At 45.0% G+C, this 18,295-nt stretch carries 12 protein-coding genes and 1 other RNA gene; 5 read left to right on the top strand and 8 right to left on the bottom strand.

From position 1 onward, the window contains the following. Positions 1–2 precede the first annotated feature (2 nt). Positions 3–506: an exonuclease domain-containing protein gene (locus ACTRWF_RS03400; RefSeq protein WP_462835134.1), complete on the bottom strand. Its 504-nt coding sequence runs from the start codon at positions 504–506 to the stop codon at positions 3–5. Between the two features lie 321 nt (positions 507–827). Here ACTRWF_RS03400 and ACTRWF_RS03395 point away from each other — a divergent pair, with 321 nt between their 5' ends. Together ACTRWF_RS03395 and ACTRWF_RS03390 are read left to right on the top strand one after the other, a co-directional pair. Then, complete coding sequence (locus tag ACTRWF_RS03395; protein ID WP_462835133.1) at positions 828–2,006, top strand: ABC transporter substrate-binding protein; 1,179 nt, start codon at positions 828–830, stop codon at positions 2,004–2,006. Next, the gene (locus ACTRWF_RS03390) at positions 2,006–4,885 is read left to right on the top strand and encodes an ATP-binding protein (protein ID WP_462835132.1); all 2,880 of its coding nucleotides are present in this window, start codon (positions 2,006–2,008) and stop codon (positions 4,883–4,885) included. The genes ACTRWF_RS03395 and ACTRWF_RS03390 overlap by 1 nt, the downstream gene beginning before the upstream one ends. Positions 4,886–5,151: 266 nt before the next feature. On the opposite strand, the gene ACTRWF_RS03385 is transcribed toward ACTRWF_RS03390, so the two are convergent. After that, positions 5,152–6,096: a DMT family transporter gene (locus ACTRWF_RS03385; protein WP_462835131.1), complete on the bottom strand. Its 945-nt coding sequence runs from the start codon at positions 6,094–6,096 to the stop codon at positions 5,152–5,154. A 391-nt stretch (positions 6,097–6,487) separates the two neighbouring features. On the opposite strand from ACTRWF_RS03385, the gene ACTRWF_RS03380 reads away from it, so the two are divergent. Beyond that, on the top strand, positions 6,488–8,881 hold the full coding sequence (locus ACTRWF_RS03380) for a TonB-dependent receptor domain-containing protein (protein ID WP_462835130.1): 2,394 nt from the start codon (positions 6,488–6,490) through the stop codon (positions 8,879–8,881). A gap of 102 nt (positions 8,882–8,983) precedes the next feature. Here the strand turns inward: ACTRWF_RS03380 and rnpB are convergent. From rnpB to ACTRWF_RS03360, 4 genes are all read right to left on the bottom strand, one after another. Then, positions 8,984–9,334, bottom strand: an RNA gene (gene rnpB, locus ACTRWF_RS03375) — RNase P RNA component class A. A gap of 37 nt (positions 9,335–9,371) precedes the next feature. After that, a complete protein-coding gene (locus ACTRWF_RS03370; protein WP_020742946.1) occupies positions 9,372–10,835 on the bottom strand; it encodes a potassium/proton antiporter in 1,464 nt (487 codons plus the stop codon). Between the two features lie 160 nt (positions 10,836–10,995). Then, positions 10,996–13,572 carry a protein translocase subunit SecD gene (secD, locus tag ACTRWF_RS03365; protein ID WP_462835129.1) on the bottom strand — a complete coding sequence of 859 codons (2,577 nt, stop codon included), beginning with the start codon at positions 13,570–13,572 and terminating at the stop codon, positions 10,996–10,998. An 83-nt stretch (positions 13,573–13,655) separates the two neighbouring features. Then, positions 13,656–13,970 (bottom strand): hypothetical protein, encoded by a 315-nt coding sequence (locus ACTRWF_RS03360; RefSeq protein ID WP_462835128.1) that lies wholly within the window; start codon positions 13,968–13,970, stop codon positions 13,656–13,658. Positions 13,971–14,480: 510 nt separating this feature from the next. Here ACTRWF_RS03360 and ACTRWF_RS03355 point away from each other — a divergent pair. Together ACTRWF_RS03355 and ACTRWF_RS03350 are read left to right on the top strand one after the other, a co-directional pair. Beyond that, positions 14,481–15,428 carry a DUF3034 family protein gene (locus tag ACTRWF_RS03355; RefSeq protein ID WP_462835127.1) on the top strand — a complete coding sequence of 316 codons (948 nt, stop codon included), beginning with the start codon at positions 14,481–14,483 and terminating at the stop codon, positions 15,426–15,428. Positions 15,429–15,440: 12 nt separating this feature from the next. Then, positions 15,441–15,872: a group I truncated hemoglobin gene (locus ACTRWF_RS03350; protein WP_020745395.1), complete on the top strand. Its 432-nt coding sequence runs from the start codon at positions 15,441–15,443 to the stop codon at positions 15,870–15,872. Positions 15,873–16,002: 130 nt separating this feature from the next. Here the strand turns inward: ACTRWF_RS03350 and ACTRWF_RS03345 are convergent, their stop codons facing one another. Together ACTRWF_RS03345 and zapE are read right to left on the bottom strand one after the other, a co-directional pair. Then, entirely contained in the window at positions 16,003–16,725 is a 723-nt protein-coding gene (locus tag ACTRWF_RS03345; RefSeq protein WP_012517357.1) for a YebC/PmpR family DNA-binding transcriptional regulator, read from the bottom strand. 228 nt (positions 16,726–16,953) lie between these two features. Further along, positions 16,954–18,051 (bottom strand): cell division protein ZapE, encoded by a 1,098-nt coding sequence (gene zapE, locus ACTRWF_RS03340; protein WP_024015751.1) that lies wholly within the window; start codon positions 18,049–18,051, stop codon positions 16,954–16,956. Positions 18,052–18,295 lie beyond the last annotated feature (244 nt).

The raw sequence follows: 18,295 nt of genomic DNA, 5'->3' as shown, positions 1-18,295 counted from the left end.
ACCTAGGTTTTAGTGAGTTCAAGGGTTTTCGCGTAGGTTTGCTGAATAATCATTGCATCTGAACTGGCTCTGTGGCGTTTAACATCAACGTTTGCGCTCAGGCTATCCTTTACTTCATGCCACTTATCCATTTGCGCTTCAGTCAAAATATACTCTAACGCTCGACACGTGAAAGACATTTCTACTTGAGCAGCAGCATATAGCTTAATGAGCCACGGGTTATCTACTACCCACCCATCGCTGTAAGCAATGGTATTACCTAAGAAATTATTTAGCTCCATACACACGGTATAAGGCTCCTCGCCTCTCGATTCCAGCATCTGTTGCGAAATACCGTGGAGCGATTCAGCGCTTTTGTCCCAATGGACCCAAGAAGCAAAGGGCCTTAGCAATTTACACCACTTTGCACCATCATAGCGCACGATGCCTATTTCTATAGGGTAACTCGCAGCCCCAAATCCACTTGCTTCAACATCTATTATTGTAGGCAGGCTTATATTTCGCACTCATACTCCAAACCGCTATTTATCCTTGCTTGCAACACAGTCAAACAATATTCAATACGTTGGCCTTAAACACTTTAGGGCATTCAAACTGCTGAACGCCTACCAACACCTGTACGCTAAATATACAGCCAACATTATTCCTGTACGACTAATAGTAGAATCATGCCACATTGCTTCCTGTCACTGAGCGTAATACTGAATGCGCACTATTTAAAACTGTAGATAACCTCCCCTAAGTTATACTAAAGAATAATGCGTTAAAGAGAAAAATGTTCACGCATTGCTATACACTTTTATAGTGAACCCTTAGGTATCTTATTCATGCGTGTAAAGCTTTTCATATCAGTTCTCATAAGCGCTCTGTTGCTTTTCATAACGCCTCGAGCCAATAGCACCACCGAGCCTTTGATTATAGGCATTGATGCGGACTTGTCTGCCGTAGCCATTGAAGGGGGCGTAGCTATATCACGAGGCGTTGAATTAGCCGTTGATGAAATTAATGCAGCAGGTGGAATTCTTGGTCGTAAACTAAAGGTAATTTCTAAAGATCACCGAGGTAACCCTGCGCGTGGTGTATTTAATATTAACCAGTTTTCTGAAATGCCACACTTACTTGCCGTGGTAGGGGGTGTTCACACACCTGTTGTTCTTGCTGAAATAGAAGTCATACACGAAAAAAACATATTAATGCTAGTACCATGGGCGGCGGGCACACCTATTGTCGATAATGATAAAACACCCAACAATGTATTTCGCGTATCGGTTCGCGATGCAGAAGCCGCGAGGGTACTCATTGACTATGTTAAAAACATTGGCCTCTCTAACGTAGCCCTTGTTTTAGAGCGCACTGGCTGGGGTCGTTCTAATCTCGCGTCGCTCACCAAAGCCGCAAGTGAAAAAGGCATTGCGTTCACGTCAACCCACTGGATTAACTGGCAACAAAAGGATTTTTCTGAAGATATTACTGCCATTAAAAACAACAAGGCTGAGGGCATAATTTTAGTGACGAATGTTCCTGAAGGGGTTGTAGCTCTGGATGAAATAGCAAAGCAAGAGTTAACCAAACTCCCCATAATTTCACATTGGGGTATTGCCTCTGGACAATTTGCGTCAGCGCTAGCTAACCCGATAGGCATGTATGATATCTCTGTGCTCCAAACGTTTCACTTCAGCCATCAAAAAAATAGCCAATCGAAACAACTGTTAGAAGCCTACCACAATAAATATGGCTTGGTAGATAGTCAGGCTATTGGCGGTGTTACAGGGCTAGCTCATGCTTATGATTTAATTCATTTGATCGCTGCGGCTGCCGATAAAGCTGGTAGTATAGAAATTGATAAATTGCGCAGTGCCCTTGAATCTTTGCAGGACGTTTCAGGCGCCGTTAAGCACTATGACGCCCCATTTACAAAAGAAAGGCATGATGCACTTTGGTCAAAGGATTATTTTATGACGAAGTATAATGATAAAGGCCACTTGGTAACAATAGGCCAAAAATAATGCAACACAAGCCAACAAGGTTACGCTCTTTACTACTTTCAAGCATGATACCTCGACTAGCATTGTTAATAGCAGTGCTGTCTGTAATGCTATTTGGGCTTTCTTTTCACTTTATCATTAAGCAAACAGATGAACTTCAGCGTCAGTCGATAAGTGGATTAGAGCAGGACATTAACTACATTGTTAGTGATACCACTCGACAACTTGCTGACCTTGCTGCAAACGACATCATTATCAACGCGCTTGTCGATATAGAGCGCCGTGATAGCTATCTGCCAATGTTCTTTCGCTCGTTAAATTTAACGCAGGCGAAAAGCGTAGAGTTTGCGTTATTTGATTTTGCGGGAAACCGAGTCATCGACAAAAATTGGAATGCAACTATTCCTGAATCGTTAAGCAGTGCATGGCGACAACAGACGTTAGGCTCATCGAATACGTTCTCTTCTGTATCACAGTATGGTGTACTTATTAGTGTTCCAGTGCTTCTTAAAGGGGTTGCCGAAGGTGCACTGGTCATGTACGTTGATAGCTTACAATCATTATTAGCGCCTTACCCTCGTTTAACAAATCAGCTTGTCACAGATTCAACTGGCCACGTGCTGTTTAGCAGCGAACCAACCCTTATTGCACCCGGCTCAAATTTTTCTAATTTCAACAATAGCGGGTACGCTATAACGCGGGCAAACTGGAAAAATCTAACGCTATACAGCGTTAAGCCCACAATAACAGCGTACCGGGAAATGGCGTGGACCGGCATTGTTTTGTTAGCCATGATTGCAGGCTTCATATTTATTATTTTGCACATGGTTAGCATGACAGGTACATTAGCTGAACGCACGCTCTCTAAGCTTTACGAAGATATCAAAAACAGCCTTAACAGCAATAGCAATGCGCCTTTGCGCGATGACCAACAGCTTGAAGCGCAAGAGCTTTCCGACATTCGTAAAGCGTTTGACAAGCTAATTTGGGACCTCACCGAAGTCTCTCTTTCAAATGAACAATTTTCTAATGTTCTTGAGTCAATGGGCGACATGTTAGTTGTTGTCGATCAAAATCAAGAAGTCTTGCTTTCGAACAAACGGTTTGATGATTTTTGCGATGACCAATATGGCGAAAAGCAAGGTATCCTTAAATTTATCATGCAAAAGCTGGGATCGACTCAAAGCAATGAGCTAAAACACTTTTCGGTTAGCACAGGACAAGAGCGGTTCGTTCGTTGGACAAAAACCTCTCTTGCTGATGCGAATGGCAACATTCGCGGCGATATTTTTGTAGGTAGTGATGAAACCGAGCAGCGTTCGTTAGAAAGCCACGTAAAAGTGCTTACCCACGCAATGGATGAAGCCACCGTATCCATTATCATTTCTGATATCAAACGCGTTGGTCAGCCTATTATCTATGTAAATAGTGCATTTGAAGAGCTAACTGGCTACACCCGCGAAGAAATCATCGGGCATAATTGCCGTTCTATGCAGGGAGAGGAAACCAATGAAAAGACCATTGACTGCATTCGCAAAGCTATCGCTACCCGAGAGCCCATAGAAACCACGTTATTGAACTATAAAAAAGACGGCACCAAGTTCTTTAATCGCCTAAACCTGACTCCCGTTAAAACTAACGGTGAAATAACTCACTACATCGGGTTTCAGCAAGATGTAACCCAGCAGCGTCAAACCGAACAATACCTTCAGGAAGCAAGAGAGAAAGCGGAAGAGTCTGCGCGCCTCAAGTCTAGCTTTTTGGCAAGTATGAGCCATGAAATCCGTACACCTATCCACGGCATTTCTGGCGTACTACAACTGTTAGGGGGCTCAGAACTTACCGGGGAACAAAAACATTACTTGTCTTTGGCTAAATTTAGTATTCAGGGATTGTTGCACATCGTAAACGATATTTTGGACTTCTCTAAAATTGAAGCCGGTCAGCTTCAAATAGAAGAGAGCCCGTTTGATATCTTGGAGTCTCTGGAAAATTTACAAAGCCAGTACGCCATACTCTGCCAAGAAAAAGGGCTAGAACTACACTTCCACTTTGACTTACAAGGCTACCATGTCGTTCAAGGTGATGATGTTCGATTTAGACAAATTCTTTCAAACTTATTAGGTAACGCCGTCAAATTCACCGATACAGGCTACATTGAAGTAACTACCTGTATTGAGAAAAACCCCGACAATACCCTTCGTTTATTATGCAGCGTAAAAGATACAGGTATCGGAATAGCGCAAGATAAGCAGAGCACTATCTTCGATGTATTTACGCAAGAAGACCTTTCTACTACTCGCAAGTTTGGTGGAACCGGCCTTGGCCTTTCTATAAGTAAACAGCTGTGCGGGCTTATGGGCGGCGACATCAAACTTGAAAGTGTTAAAGGTAACGGCAGCACTTTCTCGTTCACTATTCAATTAGAAGAGGCCGATGAAAGCCTGATAAAACCGATACATTACAACAACGCGTCGAAAACCGTGAAAGGCAAGAAGCGTAAAGTGCTCATCGTAGAAGACAATGATATTAACCAGGTAATTGCAAAGCAGCACCTTAGCAATCACACCACGTTAAGTGCAAAGTCGGGTGTTGAGGCCCTGCAAGCTTTGAACAAAATGAAGGTTACCTTCGACGTTATCTTGATGGATTGCCAAATGCCCGAAATGGATGGGTTTGAAGCCACCAAGCGCATTAGAAATGGCGAAGCCGGCTCTCGATATTTGAATGTCCCCATCATAGCCCTTACGGCTAATGCCATGAAAGGTGACAAAGAGCGCTGCGTAAGCGCTGGGATGGACGATTATTTAAGTAAGCCTTTTGACGCCGAAGACCTTACCGACAAAGTGGAACGTTGGGCAAGTATTGAGAAAGACCAAGAAGCGAACGCCGTACATTAGTGCCGTGGTAATAAATTTAGGCCGTTAAATGCCTTTGCAAGTGTGCCAACTTCCCTCAAACAGATTTGTTCATTGCGCTTGTTCGTGGCTGCCATGATGTATTGCAATTTCGCCTTAGCGGAAGAAGTACTGCGTTATAATATAGGTACTTCTGGCAGCTCCCCCCCTATGAAAATGCTATTAACGAAAATCGAGCAGGCATTTTAGTTGAAAACCTGCCGCTTATTATGGATAGGGCGGGATTAAAAATAGAATATGACAAACCTTTAGGTAATGGCCTTTCGACTTGAAAGTTGTAAAAAGACCGGAAGTTTCACGGTTTGAATAAGTAAACAGAGGCAAACTAGCCCCATGCCAACCCACCCTACCGGCTTAAACGCTTCGCCAATAAGAAATATGGCAAATAGCGTTGCAACAAGAGGCTCAATGAGGGTAATAAGGGTGGCCTTACTTGCTTGTGTGGTACGCAGACCATACCCAAAAAGAAGGTACCCTAAAAACATAGGCACCACAGCCATATATAGCGAAACGCTCGTGTTGATAGTACTTTCAAACACATTCTGACCGGTAAAATAAAGCGACGGTAATAATACTAATGCAGCGCACCCGAAAAGCCCGGCCATTGAGGAAGTCGAATTTGCGCCTGTCTCAATTAACTGCTTAGCAGCCCACGAGTAGCCTGCATAGGTTAAACCTGCAACTAGGCCTAATACAACGCCTAATGTTTGATGACGCTGTGCTTCTAACAACCCGAGGGTTTCAGTAGACCTCCCTGCCGCTAATAGTGCAATACCGATGGCGCCTATCACGAAGCTAACAGCCCACTTAAAAGATACCGGCTTTTTGCTGATAACGCGTTCCAAAACAGCAGCAAATAGCGGCGCACTGGCAATTGAGACTACGGTACCTATTGCAACGCCAGATAATCGCATCGCGCTATAAAACGCAAGCGGATATACAGCCACGCATACGCTTCCAAACACCAGCACCCAAGGCCTAGAAAATAGAATATGTGCATCGCGAACCAAGGCCCTGTGGGCACTCACACACAACAAAATGCCCCCTACTCCCATAGCAAACGCACCAATAGCGAGGGGGCTTATCTCGGGGGCGAATTGCGCCGCAGTTCCGGTTGTTCCCCATAAAAAACTGGCGATAACGATAGCAATAATGCCCTTTAACCCGTCGTCCACGCTTGAAACTTTCTTCACTTCTGATGCTCCTGACAGATATTCCTGATAGATACCACTTGCTTTATAGCCCTGCTTAGTAACTGCGTGTAATAGCCAAGCGAGTGCAAAGTTCTATTCATCGCTACGCCAAGTTTATTTAGCGTGACAACTTACTTAAACATGATCATACGTGGATTGTTTCCATTGTATTTAGCTTGATAGACGCTTTTTTTGACCTTTTAGACGCAAGTTCACTACTGCGCCCAGCGCGGCACCAAAATTAACATTGCGATTACAATTAAAATACACCTCAAGATATTCGACTAAAGTTGAAATATTTATTCTAGTATCTATGGAAAATCCCCCGCCTTTTTGCCACATTACGCCCTTGCCTAATAACAAAATAGAAACAACCAACCTGGATGGACTTATGTTTAAACTAGAAAATTCGTCGTTTCGACGAAGCACATTAAGCATTGCGGTAATGAGTTTACTTAGCTCTGGCGCAATAGCACAGGACACAAAACAAGCAGACGACGACGACTTCGAGCAAATTATTGTTACAGCAACGAAGCGTGCAGAATCCATTGAAGACATTCCGTTTTCCATTAACGCTCAAACACAGCGTGACTTCGAGCGCAGTGGTGCTGGAAATCTTGAAGATGTAGCAAGAAACGTAGCTAGCGTATCCATTCAAAACCTTGGACCGGGTCAGAGTCAAGTGTCTATGCGTGGTGTATCGGCAGGGCAAATCGTTCGCGATCAGCCCGGCGTTAAAGAGCAGGTAGGTGTGTATCTAGATGAAAGCGTGATCTCGCTATCTTTATTCACACCAGATCTCGATCTTTTTGATCTTAACCGTATTGAAACGCTGCGCGGCCCACAAGGCACATTGTTTGGCTCGGGTTCTATTGGCGGTACCCTTCGATACATTACCAACCAGCCTGAATTAGACACCTTTGAAGGTAAATTTGAAGCAAACTTAAATACAGTGACCGATGGCGGCGTAGGCGGACACGTGAAAGGGATGGTTAACCTACCCATCTCAGATACCATCGCTATGCGCGCTGTAGTGTATCGCACAGACTACGCGGGTTTTATTGATGCTTATGGCGAAAATGGCGCGTTTAAAGAAGACGTTAATGACGGCGATAGAACCGGCGGTCGCGTTGCCTTCGTGATAGCGCCAAATGATAAATTAACCATTACTCCACGACTTATTTTCCAAGAATTGGAAATGAACGGATTTAACCGTCAAGAAGTGTATAACCTATTTGGTAACCCTTATACCACCTCACGACCCGCTGTCGAATTTGATGAGCGTGAGCAGTATTTATTGCTCGATGAAGGCTTCTCCGATGACACCTTTATTGCTGACGTAACCGCTGAATATCAAGCTGATATTGCCGATTTCACCTTTGTTTACAGCTACACCGACCGCGATATCCTGGTTAGTCGCGACGCCAGCGCCCTATCAGGCTCGGTTAGTATCGACCTAGGCTTTCCAGATGAAGCGGTATTATTGCCATCGAACTTATTGGATAGAACAGAAGTAGAACAGGACACCTTTGAGCTTCGCGCTGCGTCTAACGATGATGGTGCGCTAGACTGGCTTGTTGGTGCATTTTACTCGTCTACCGAGCGCGTGTACGATCAATCACTTCCAACCCCTGGGTACGACGCGTTCACTGATGCAACGTTAGGCGAAGGCACTTCGGCGGCTGTAGCAAACGGCTTTGAAGCAAATTCGCCATACAACGCTTACCTACCTTACGACTTAAAACAGCTGGCGGTATTTGGTGAAGTAAATTATCAGGTTAATGATGACTTCAAAATGACCGTTGGCTCGCGTTTTTACGATTACGAAGAAGAGCGACAATTTATCTCTGGCGGTTTGTTTGCTAATGGCGATAACCAAACCGACGCAACAGAATCAGACGGCTTTACGTCTCGCGTAATTGGCCAGTACAGTCTGAACGACAACGTAAACTTTAATGCTCAGGTTTCACAGGGCTTTAGACTTGGCGGCGTTAATGACCCGCTAAACCGCAGCTTGTGTACCGACCAAGATGAAGCCATCTTTGGTTCATTCCAAGACTATGACGATGAAAAGCTTACTAACTATGAGATTGGTATGAAATCATCAGGTCGTGGATGGACGGCTAATATCTCGGCTTTCTATAACGATATCGAAGATCTTCAAGTTACCTTAGATGCGGGATCTTGTTCTTCACGTGTATCGTTCAACGTACCAGAGGCCCACACCCAAGGTATAGAGTTCGAGCTTACCCGTCAGTTTACCGAGCAACTATTCTTCTCGCTAACCGGTAGCATCATCGAAGCTGAGTTCGACTCAACGGTGGTTGATGGCGACGGTGCGGTACTTGGTGGTGTAGAAAAAGGGAATCGTTTAGCGTCAGTACCTGAAGAAAGCTTCGCTATCGCGTTTACTTACGATTTAGCGCAGCCTTTATTCTCATCAAATGCGACCTATTTCCAAGGTTCGTATCAATATGTGGGCGATCGTATAACCCAACCAAGCGACCAAGTTGCGGGCGCGGGCACTTTCACATCAGGGCTTGCCTTTGGCGGAGCTACAGGTAGCGAAACAACGGAATTAGATTTGTTGTTAGACGACTACGGCACGCTGAATATGAGCTTTGGCTTAACGTACGATGATTATGAAATCTTAGTCTACGCTAACAACCTGTTCGACGAGAACGCACTGTTGTCGTTTGATAGAGAACGTGGTGGTCGTGCACGCCTTGGCTTTACCACTAACCAGCCTCGCACTGTAGGCGCAACCTTCCGTTATTTCTTCTAGTTACGGATGAATAAACGCTTTGCCTGGAGGTATGCGCTTTCAGGTAAAGCGCTCACCTGAAAGCTAAATAACAAAAGCGTCAATAAACGCTATCTTGGAAAAGAGTGGAGTTGGCCGTAAGCCGGGTTCTGTCGTGGGCAACCATTCCTCTAGATCAGCAATCGCTCACTGATTCAAGCAACCTACCCGATCCCCATGCGGGCCACACGTTGAGGGATCCTATTTGGTCTTGCTCCGGGTGGAGTTTACCTTGCCACACTCTGTTACCAGAGGTGCGGTGCGCTCTTACCGCACCCTTTCACCCTTACCGGCATGTAAACATGCTTAGGCGGTCTTCTCTCTGCTGCACTTGTCGTCGGCTCACGCCGCCCAGACGTTATCTGGCACCCTGCCCTTTGGAGCCCGGACTTTCCTCCCCTTTCTTACGAAAGCGGCGATTGCCTGGCCAACTCCGCGGCGCATTCTACATGAAGTGCACTACAATAGCACCCTATTCCTGCTCGCTGTAAAAGCACTGCTCAACGGCGTTTTTATCGAGCAGTTTTGTGATTATAAAAATTTGATCGCCTCTCTTTATTTTCGTGCTTCCTTTAGGGATAAGGGTGTCTTCTCCGCGGGCAATCATCGCCACAACCGTATTATCGGGTAACGCTAACTCACTAATAGTTTTATCAAGCGCTGGCGAAAGCTTTGATACTTCAATTTCGATAAGTTCCCGCTTGCTCTTGGCGACTTTGACAATTTCTAGGGTACTCGACGCTTTAACGTTATCATCTAGCACTAAGCCTAACTTGCGCGCCGCATAAGGGAGCGTAGAACCTTGCAACAAGGCGGAAATTAGCACGATGAAAAATACCACGTTGAATATAAGCTCGGCGTAAGGCATGCCGAATATAAGCGGGAATATAGCCAAAATAATGGGCACTGAGCCGCGTAACCCCACCCACGAAATAAGCAGAGACGCTTTAAACGAGAACTTAGAAAGCAACAAAATGGGCATTACCACCAGCGGGCGCGCTATAAATATCAGCACACAGGCAATCAATAAACCTTCTTTCCAACTAACAAACAACTCTGTTGGGGTAACCAGAAGACCTAAGATAACAAACATAGCAATTTGGCCTAGCCAGGCCAGCCCGTCGAGAAACACAAAGGTATTGCGCTGATAGGCAAAGCGGCTGTTGCCCACAATAACACCCGTAATGAACGTGGCGAGGAAGCCACTTCCGTTTAGGTTTGCAGCTAGGCCAAAAGATAACACACCAAACAGCATCACAAACACCGGGTACAACCCTATCGCCATGAGTGTAACTCGTCTAAAGAGCCACACGGCAATACCGCCGATAGCAATACCCACGAAAGCACCCACCCCCATTTGACTGGCAAATAAAGAGGCCAAATCCAGAGGGTTGGTGGTGCTATCTTGAATGAGGGTAATAAGACCTATGGTAAGAAAGATAGCCATGGGATCGTTTGAGGCACTTTCTAATTCTAAGGTAGATTTTATTTTAGTCGGTATGCGAATACCTGCATTTCGCAATACTGAAAATACGGCGGCGGCATCGGTAGAGCCTACAATAGCCCCCAGCAACAAGCCTTTGTATAACGGTAAATCGAGTATAATCATAGCGGACAGACCGGTTAATGTAGCGGTACCGATAACACCAAAAGTTGCCAGTAGCGCAGCCGGTTTCCACGCCTGAACAATCGATCTTTTTGAAGTTTGCAGGCCGCCGTCAAAAAGGATAAGAATAAGCGCGAACGTACCTATAGCGTGCGCAGCATCGGCATTATCAAAGAAAATACGCCCAATCCCATCTTCACCAGCCAGCATACCTACACCAAGGAATAACACCAAAACAGGTACACCAAAGCGCGGAGACAATTTACTGGCCAGCACGCCTAGAATGGCCAGCACTGCGCTAAGCAAAATAATGTGATCAACTGCAAACATTATGCGTTCCTTATTGCCTTTAATGTCAATATACATACTCACAAACTAAGTAGGTACACATCAAAGGTTCCTGTTAATACTGTTACCTTACCGCGTTTCTACGCCAATGTATTGAGGTACAAAAACGCGGTAGGGGCTTGAATTAAAGAGCGTGTATCGTTTAAGGGATATGCGACAACGACGCCTTAATTTCTTCTGCAGTGGGCTTTAACTGTGCTTTTCCTTGCCTCTCTCTTCTACTTCCCAATAGATACAGTAATGTAGAGGTAATAAACAAAGTTGAAGACGTGCCAACTACGACAGCAAAGACCATAGGCACTGCAAAACTTTCTACTGCGTCACCACCAAATATAGCCATTGGGAGCAGCGCTAATAGCGTGGTAACGGACGTAAATACCGTTCGACTTAATGTGCTGTTCACCGCTTCATTGATAGTGTTCGCTAAAGGTTTAGCTGGGTCTAAACGCAGTAATTCACGGATGCGATCAAGCACCACCACTTTATCGTTTATCGAATAACCAATAAGCGCTAATAACGCCGCGACAGCGGTTAAGTTAAACTCGATACCGGTTAACGCGAAAAAGCCTACGGTTTTGGTTAAATCGAGTAACACAGTAAGTAATGCTGCTGTCGCGAAATGCGCTTCAAAACGCGCCCACAGGTACACCAACATGCCACCACCGGCGATAAGCAGCGCAAGAATAGATAGCTCCGCGAAACCTCCGCTAACTTTGGGACCAACCATATCAATTTTATCAAAACTTACTTGGTCGTCAGCCTGTGAAATCGCACGTTTCAGCGCGTCAGTCTGCTTTGCATTGCTATTTTCAAGCTCGCCATTACTGTCGAGAACAGGGGCTCGCAACAAATAGTGATGCTCACTGCCATACTCTTGAATGGCTACCTGATCAAAACCATTACTTTCAATGACATCTCGTAACTCGTCAGTCGAGAGCGCTGGCGCAGTCAGCTCAATCATGGTGCCACCGGTAAAATCGACGCCATAATGTAAACCTGGTTTGGCAAATAATCCGATTGAGAGCACTGTTAGCACTACCGAAATAGCTAATGCGATTTTACGTTTAGCCAGAAAGTTAATACCGCTAAGCTTATCGCTCAACCGCAGTAGCGGTGATGAGAAGCGCAAAGAAAGGCGCTGCTGAGTGCGGTCTCGCGTATTTCTGTGCTTCGACTTAACCACTTTTAGCATTAGCACTTTAGTTAAGGCAACCGCAGTAAAAACAGAGGACACAAGACCGAGGGCAATGGTGATAGCAAAACCTTTGATAGGCCCACTACCGAACATAAACAATAAGCTGACTGCGATAAGCGTAGTGAAGTTTGAATCGACGATTGTTGCGAATGCTTTATCAAAGCCCACGTCTATTGCACGCGCTGCAGGGCGGCCTTTTTTACTTTCTTCGCGAATACGTTCATTAATCAAAATATTCGCGTCTACCGCCATGCCCATAGTCAGAATCAAACCAGCAATGCCCGGTAACGTCAGCGTTGCGCCAAATAGGGTTAACGCGCCAAACACCAGTACCATGTTGATACACAGAGCAAAGCTTGCAATAGCCCCCCACCTGCCGTAAATAGCCACCATAAATGCTAAAACTAACAAAGCGCCAGCTACGCCGCTTTGCACACCGGTTTGAATCGCATCGCTGCCTAAATCAGGTCCTACCGTACGTTCTTCTATAATGGTAAGAGGCACAGGTAGCGCCCCAGTGCGAAGCATTAGCGCGGTATTACCTGCCTCGGGCAAGGTAAAATTACCGGTAATTTCACCGCGGCCACCTGGGATCACGCTATTAATAACCGGGGCGGTCACCACTTTGTCGTCAAGTACGATAGCAAGTACACGGCCAATGTTTTCACGGGTCATAGTGGCAAACTGCTTAGCACCGGCACTGTCTAATCGAAACGTCACTACGGGCTGACCGGTTTCGCTACTTAAGACACCTGCCGCATCAGTGATATGCTCACCCTCTAGCGCCACCTTTTGCTCTAATTGATAGGTATTGCCTGCGACATCCTGTTTATTCATTACTTGCTCAGACTGGCTGTTTGCAGCCCAATGAAAGGTCATTTGTGCTGTAGTGCCCAATAGTTTTTTAACTTGGGTAGGATCAGACATGCCCGGCATCTGGACTAAAATCGCGTCTTTACCCTGTAAGGTAACACTTGGCTCAGTAAGTCCTGTTTCGTTCAAACGCTTTCGAACTACCTCTACACTTCGGTTTAATGTGTCTTTAACCAGCTCTTCGGTGTACAACTCATCAAGCGTAAGGGTGACGGTGTTTTGCTTTATCGCAACATCAAGAGCACTTGCTGTGTTCGGTTGCGCGGAAATTTGATAGGCAATGTCTTTGACCTTTCTAGCATCATCTGCACTGCGCAAGGTAAATACAACGCGTCCAACACTATCTTCACTACTCGCCTTAGAAGAAAGCGAGTGAGGTGTTCTGGTATAGCGTACGTTTTGGCTACGTAATTCGCTAAGTACATCGCTGGAAAAACTGTTGAGTTGCTTCGCAAACAACGCGTCGGTGTCTGCGGCTAAGAGCAGATGCGATCCGCCCTGTAAATCTAAGCCTAAAGAAAGTGTGCTAGTGGTATACCACGTGGGTAACTGCTTTTTAAATGATTGTGGCAATATGTTGGGCGCAGCGCTCAGTAAACCGAGCATAACGATAAGCACATACACAACGCCACGAAATGAAAATCGTGCCATTTTAAATCCTGAATAATTAAGTTTTAAGGCGCTATAACGAGAAACAAAGGAGCTTTGCTTTCACGTTAGCGCGTGTAAAGGGGTTAACTCAGGATGGAAGGTGGGCCTCGCGGGCTCGCTTTTACCCACGTTTTACGGTTAAAGAAAGGCCCTGCTGATGGCACCTTGGTGGATGAAGCTTTGTAAAAGGCAAAGTTTGGCGATGCCGATATTAAGCCGTGCGGCTCTGCGTCAAAGGCCTTATCGCCTTTATCACCGGTCAGCTTAGTGGCGCTAAACCTAAGAGAGTAGTTTTGCGTGCTGTGAACAAACTTAGCCAGCGGAGATTGCGACGTAACTTCAGCATTATTCGCTACATCAGGTGTCTGAAAACCCGTACTAACAATTAGATACGACAATACCCACGCGACGAGGAGCGGCGTAAATGAAGAAGGGCAATAGCGTTTTATAAAAGCGCGCACGATATTTAGGCTGGTTTTACTAAAAATACGATTTTAGACAAGCAGGTGAGATGGGGGCGGACAGATTATTTTCAACGTTTGTTTGCATCGTACTTCTTAACCGTATAACGCTTATTTAAATCTTCAATAATTGGGTGAGACACAACTAACTCCTCAATACATAAATGGGAATAATCTAAAAGTTGTGCGTATGGTATAGATTCAGATTTTCACTGATAAGCCCTATAAAAAATGAATCAGTTTCAAAGTAAATTTGAAAATAAGTTTAAGTACAAACGGAAAACCTCTTAAAGCTGCTTTATCGTCATCGGAGGATTATCTTTCTAAACCAATACCGTGGAATGCGTTATTAAAACCTTTTTGTGATTAACTTCACAAGGGGAGGGCTAACCGCTATGCTGAATTACGATAATTCAAATAACTCCATGAATAAATTAGGTTTACCTTATGATAAAGCGTTTGCTGTTATCCCTATTTTTTATTTCGCCGCTAGTATTTGCACAAAGCGGTTCTCGCTTAATAGCCTCAGGGGGAATTACAGGGTTCGAGGGCACCGCGGGGGGCGGTATAACCCCATGGGCGTTCATTGGTGGGTACACCAGTAAAGAAGAGATAAGTTATTCTGCCAATGTTCAGTACTTAAGCCTGAACGATTACTCGCTCACTACTGCTGGTGCAAGCATAAGTCTGTTTGACCGCGTTGAAATTAGCGTACAGCGCCAGCGTTTAGATATTTCAGCAGGGTTAACCAGCAATGTTTTTGCGCTACTTACAGAAGGTGCGGTGACCAACGCTAACAGTGCGACTATCGAACAAGATATCGTGGGCGCGAAAGTGAAATTATTTGGGGATGGTGTATTTACGCAAAACTCATGGGGTCCACAAGTTGCGATAGGTGCCCAGTATAAGAAAAATAGAGATTTCGACAGTTCGCTTTCATTGCCAGATGGCACCGTTCCACTTCCAGAGATCGGCGTACCTTTGCTGTTAGGCGCAAAAGACGATAGCGGCACTGATGTTTACGTTTCGGCTACTAAATTATGGTTAGGTACACCATCAGGCTACAATTTACTTACCAATCTAACCGCTCGATACACAAAAGCCAATGTGTTTGGTCTGTTGGGGTTCGGTGCTGAAGAAAACGACAATGCAAAGCTTGAATGGGAAGGCTCATTGGCCCTGTTAATTAGCCCAACTACCGCAATAGGAACAGAGTTTAGAACGCAGACTAACCGACTTGGTGGGCTGGCCGAAGAAGATACGGTTGTTGATGCCTTTATTGCTTACTTCCCCAATAAATCTATTTCAATTACGGCAGCTTACGTCGATTTAGGTAACTTACCGTTACAAGAAAGCTCCAGTGGCTTTTACCTTTCGGTTAACGGCAACTTTTGATAGGGGAATACAATGATCAAACATTGCATTAGGTTAACAGTATCCGCGATTCTAGGCGCTTTAATCAGCGCGTGCGCGACTTCTCCTGAACAAAGCCTTTATGATGAAATTGGCGGCCATAAAACGCTTAATACTATATACGGCGTAGCTATTACGCGAATTTATACAGACCCTGTAATTGGTCACTATTTTAAAGGGGTTCCCAAAAAGCATTTGCGTGACCAGCTTGTTTTGCAAACGTGCGAGCTTATTGGGGGGCCTTGCGAGTATGACGGTAAGTCCATGGTAGAGTCTCATAAAGACCTAAATATCAAAGAGCGGGAATTCTATATTTTAGTGGAATACGTGCAGGGCGCCATGCGCGATGTGGGTCTGACTTATCAACAAGAAAATCGCATTCTTAAAAAGTTAGCGCCTATTAAATACGAAACCGTTTATCTCTAAGATATGAGCCCTTAGCACAAGATTAAGCTTTTCCGAAAAATCGTCATTGTTGCAAAGCACTTTTTTTTCGTACGTGTATTAAAAAACCCTCGTATAAACGAGGGTTTTGAGCATCTACATAGTGCGCTTTTTAGCTAGGCGTTACCGCATTGTGGTAAACGTCTTGAACGTCGTCACAATCGTTAAGCATGTCCATGAATTTTTCGAACATAGGCATGTCTTCTTCACTGATTTCAGTTTCAGTTTGCGGCATCCAGCTTATCTCATCTGCGATAAAGCTAAGGTCTGGGTACGCTTCAGTTAGCGCAGTTCTCACTTGGTAAAATTCAGTATGCGGTGCATAAACCGTTACTTTACCGTCTTCAACTTCAACGTCAGTGACGTCTACGTCTGCTTCCATTAACACTTCTAAGATAGCGTCTTCATCGTCACCTTCAAACTGGAACACAGCTTGGTGGTCGAACATGTGCGATACCGCGCCTTGCGCACCTAACTTGGCGTTAGTTTTTGTAAAGCAGTTACGTACTTCGGTGATAGTGCGGTTTGCGTTGTCAGATAAGCAGTCAACAATTACCATGCAGTTGCCCGGGCCGAAACCTTCATAGCGCATAGGCTGGAAGTCTTCACCAGCACCACCTGCCGCTTTATCGATTGCTTTTTCGATAACGTGGCTTGGAACCTGATCTTTTTTCGCTTTTTCCATAAGGCGGCGAAGTGAAAGGTTGGTGTCTGGGTCGGCACCACCGTTTTTCGCGCACACGTAAATTTCTTTACCGTATTTAGAATAAACCTTAGTTTTTGCGCCAGCGGTTTTCGCCATGGCGGCTTTACGTACTTCGAATGCTCTTCCCATCTTAAAATTCTCTTTCTCGCAATTAGAACGCTGCGTTGGGTTTTATCGGGCTACCGTGCCGCGCAATGGCAAGCCTTGGAGTTTTGCCTAGCGACACAGAAAAATTGTGCGAAATTCTACCTTAATTTTCGTTTAATACCAATGTGAATGCCCTTAGAAAGGAAGCTGGCATGTTGCCTTTACGTTTTCATTCAGTACTAAATGTACTCTGACCCCACACACTTGTGCCTATGGCAAGTGCTCTGTGGCTAGGTAATCGTGGGACTGCATTTCTTTTAATCGGCTCAAGCATCGTCTGAATTCAAAGTTGAGCAAGCCCTCTGTATAAAGGCTTTCAAGTGCAACTTCTGCGGATATTATCAGTTTTACATTGCGTTCGTAGAATTCATCTATCATGGCGATAAAGCGTCTTGCTACATCGTCATTGTGTTGCCCCATCTCTTTTACATTGGCGAGCAATACCGAGTGATAGTAACGGCTTAGTTCAATATAGTCACTTTGGCTTCGAGGCCCACCGCATAGCGCATTAAAATCAATCATAAGCACGCCGTCAGCATTTCTCAGGGTACTAATTTTGCGGTTATTTACTTCAATATCTTCGTCCTTCGACCCTTCCTCTGGCGCTAGCTGGACAAAATAGCTATGCAGGTTCTCGGTGGCTTCTTCATCAAGTGGGTAATGATAAATTTCAGCTTGTTCTAAGGTTCTTAGACGATAATCAATACCGCTGTCTACGTTCACCACCCGAGTGTTTTGGTTGAGCAGGTCAATTGCTGGTAAGAATCGCGCTCGTTGTAGCCCGTTTTTATACAAGTCATCGGGTACAATGTTCGACGTTGCCACCAGCACGATACCATGGCCAAACAGCTCTTCCATTAGCGTACCTAAAATCATGGCATCGGTAATGTCAGACACGAAAAACTCGTCAAAGCATATCACTCGCGCTTCTTTTGCTAATTTTTCAGCTACTAGCTTCAGCGGGTCTTGGGCGTTTTTAAGCTGTTTGAGCTCGTCATGAACGCGGTACATAAAGCGGTGAAAATGCACACGCATTTTCTTTTCAAACGGTAAGCAGTCGTAGAAGGTATCCACCAAATAGGTTTTGCCTCGCCCTACACCACCATAAAAGTAAATACCTTGTATGCCCGGTTTTGCATGGCCTTTACCAAATGCTGCTTTTAACTTTACCCGCCACGTCATTTTCTTTTCAGGCTGGGTTAGTTCATCAAACAAACGTTGAAGTTCTTTTACTGCATTTTCTTGTGCCGCGTCGTAATGAAAATCAGACGACTTAAGATCTAGCTGATATTTTTCCCATGGCGTCATCGCCGAAACCACTCCGTACAAAAGTCAATAGCGGCGCACGCTGCACCGACCTGCTTGAATTTCTCAATTATGACCTTAATTTTAATGGAAATCACGGTAGAATCTCACATTGAAATTCGACATACACTGAATAAATGTCACTATGTATGCGCTTTTCGGGTTCGACCTTGCTATATTCAGCATATGGTCGAAAGCAGCTTTTAGATCGTAGAAGTAAAGGTCGGCTGCACGATGTAGATTTATT

This window comes from Alteromonas sp. G5_S2_22_S1, from assembly GCF_054968525.1.
The sequence above is the reverse complement of the archived record's forward strand: the minus strand, read 5'-3'. Positions and strand labels throughout refer to the sequence as shown.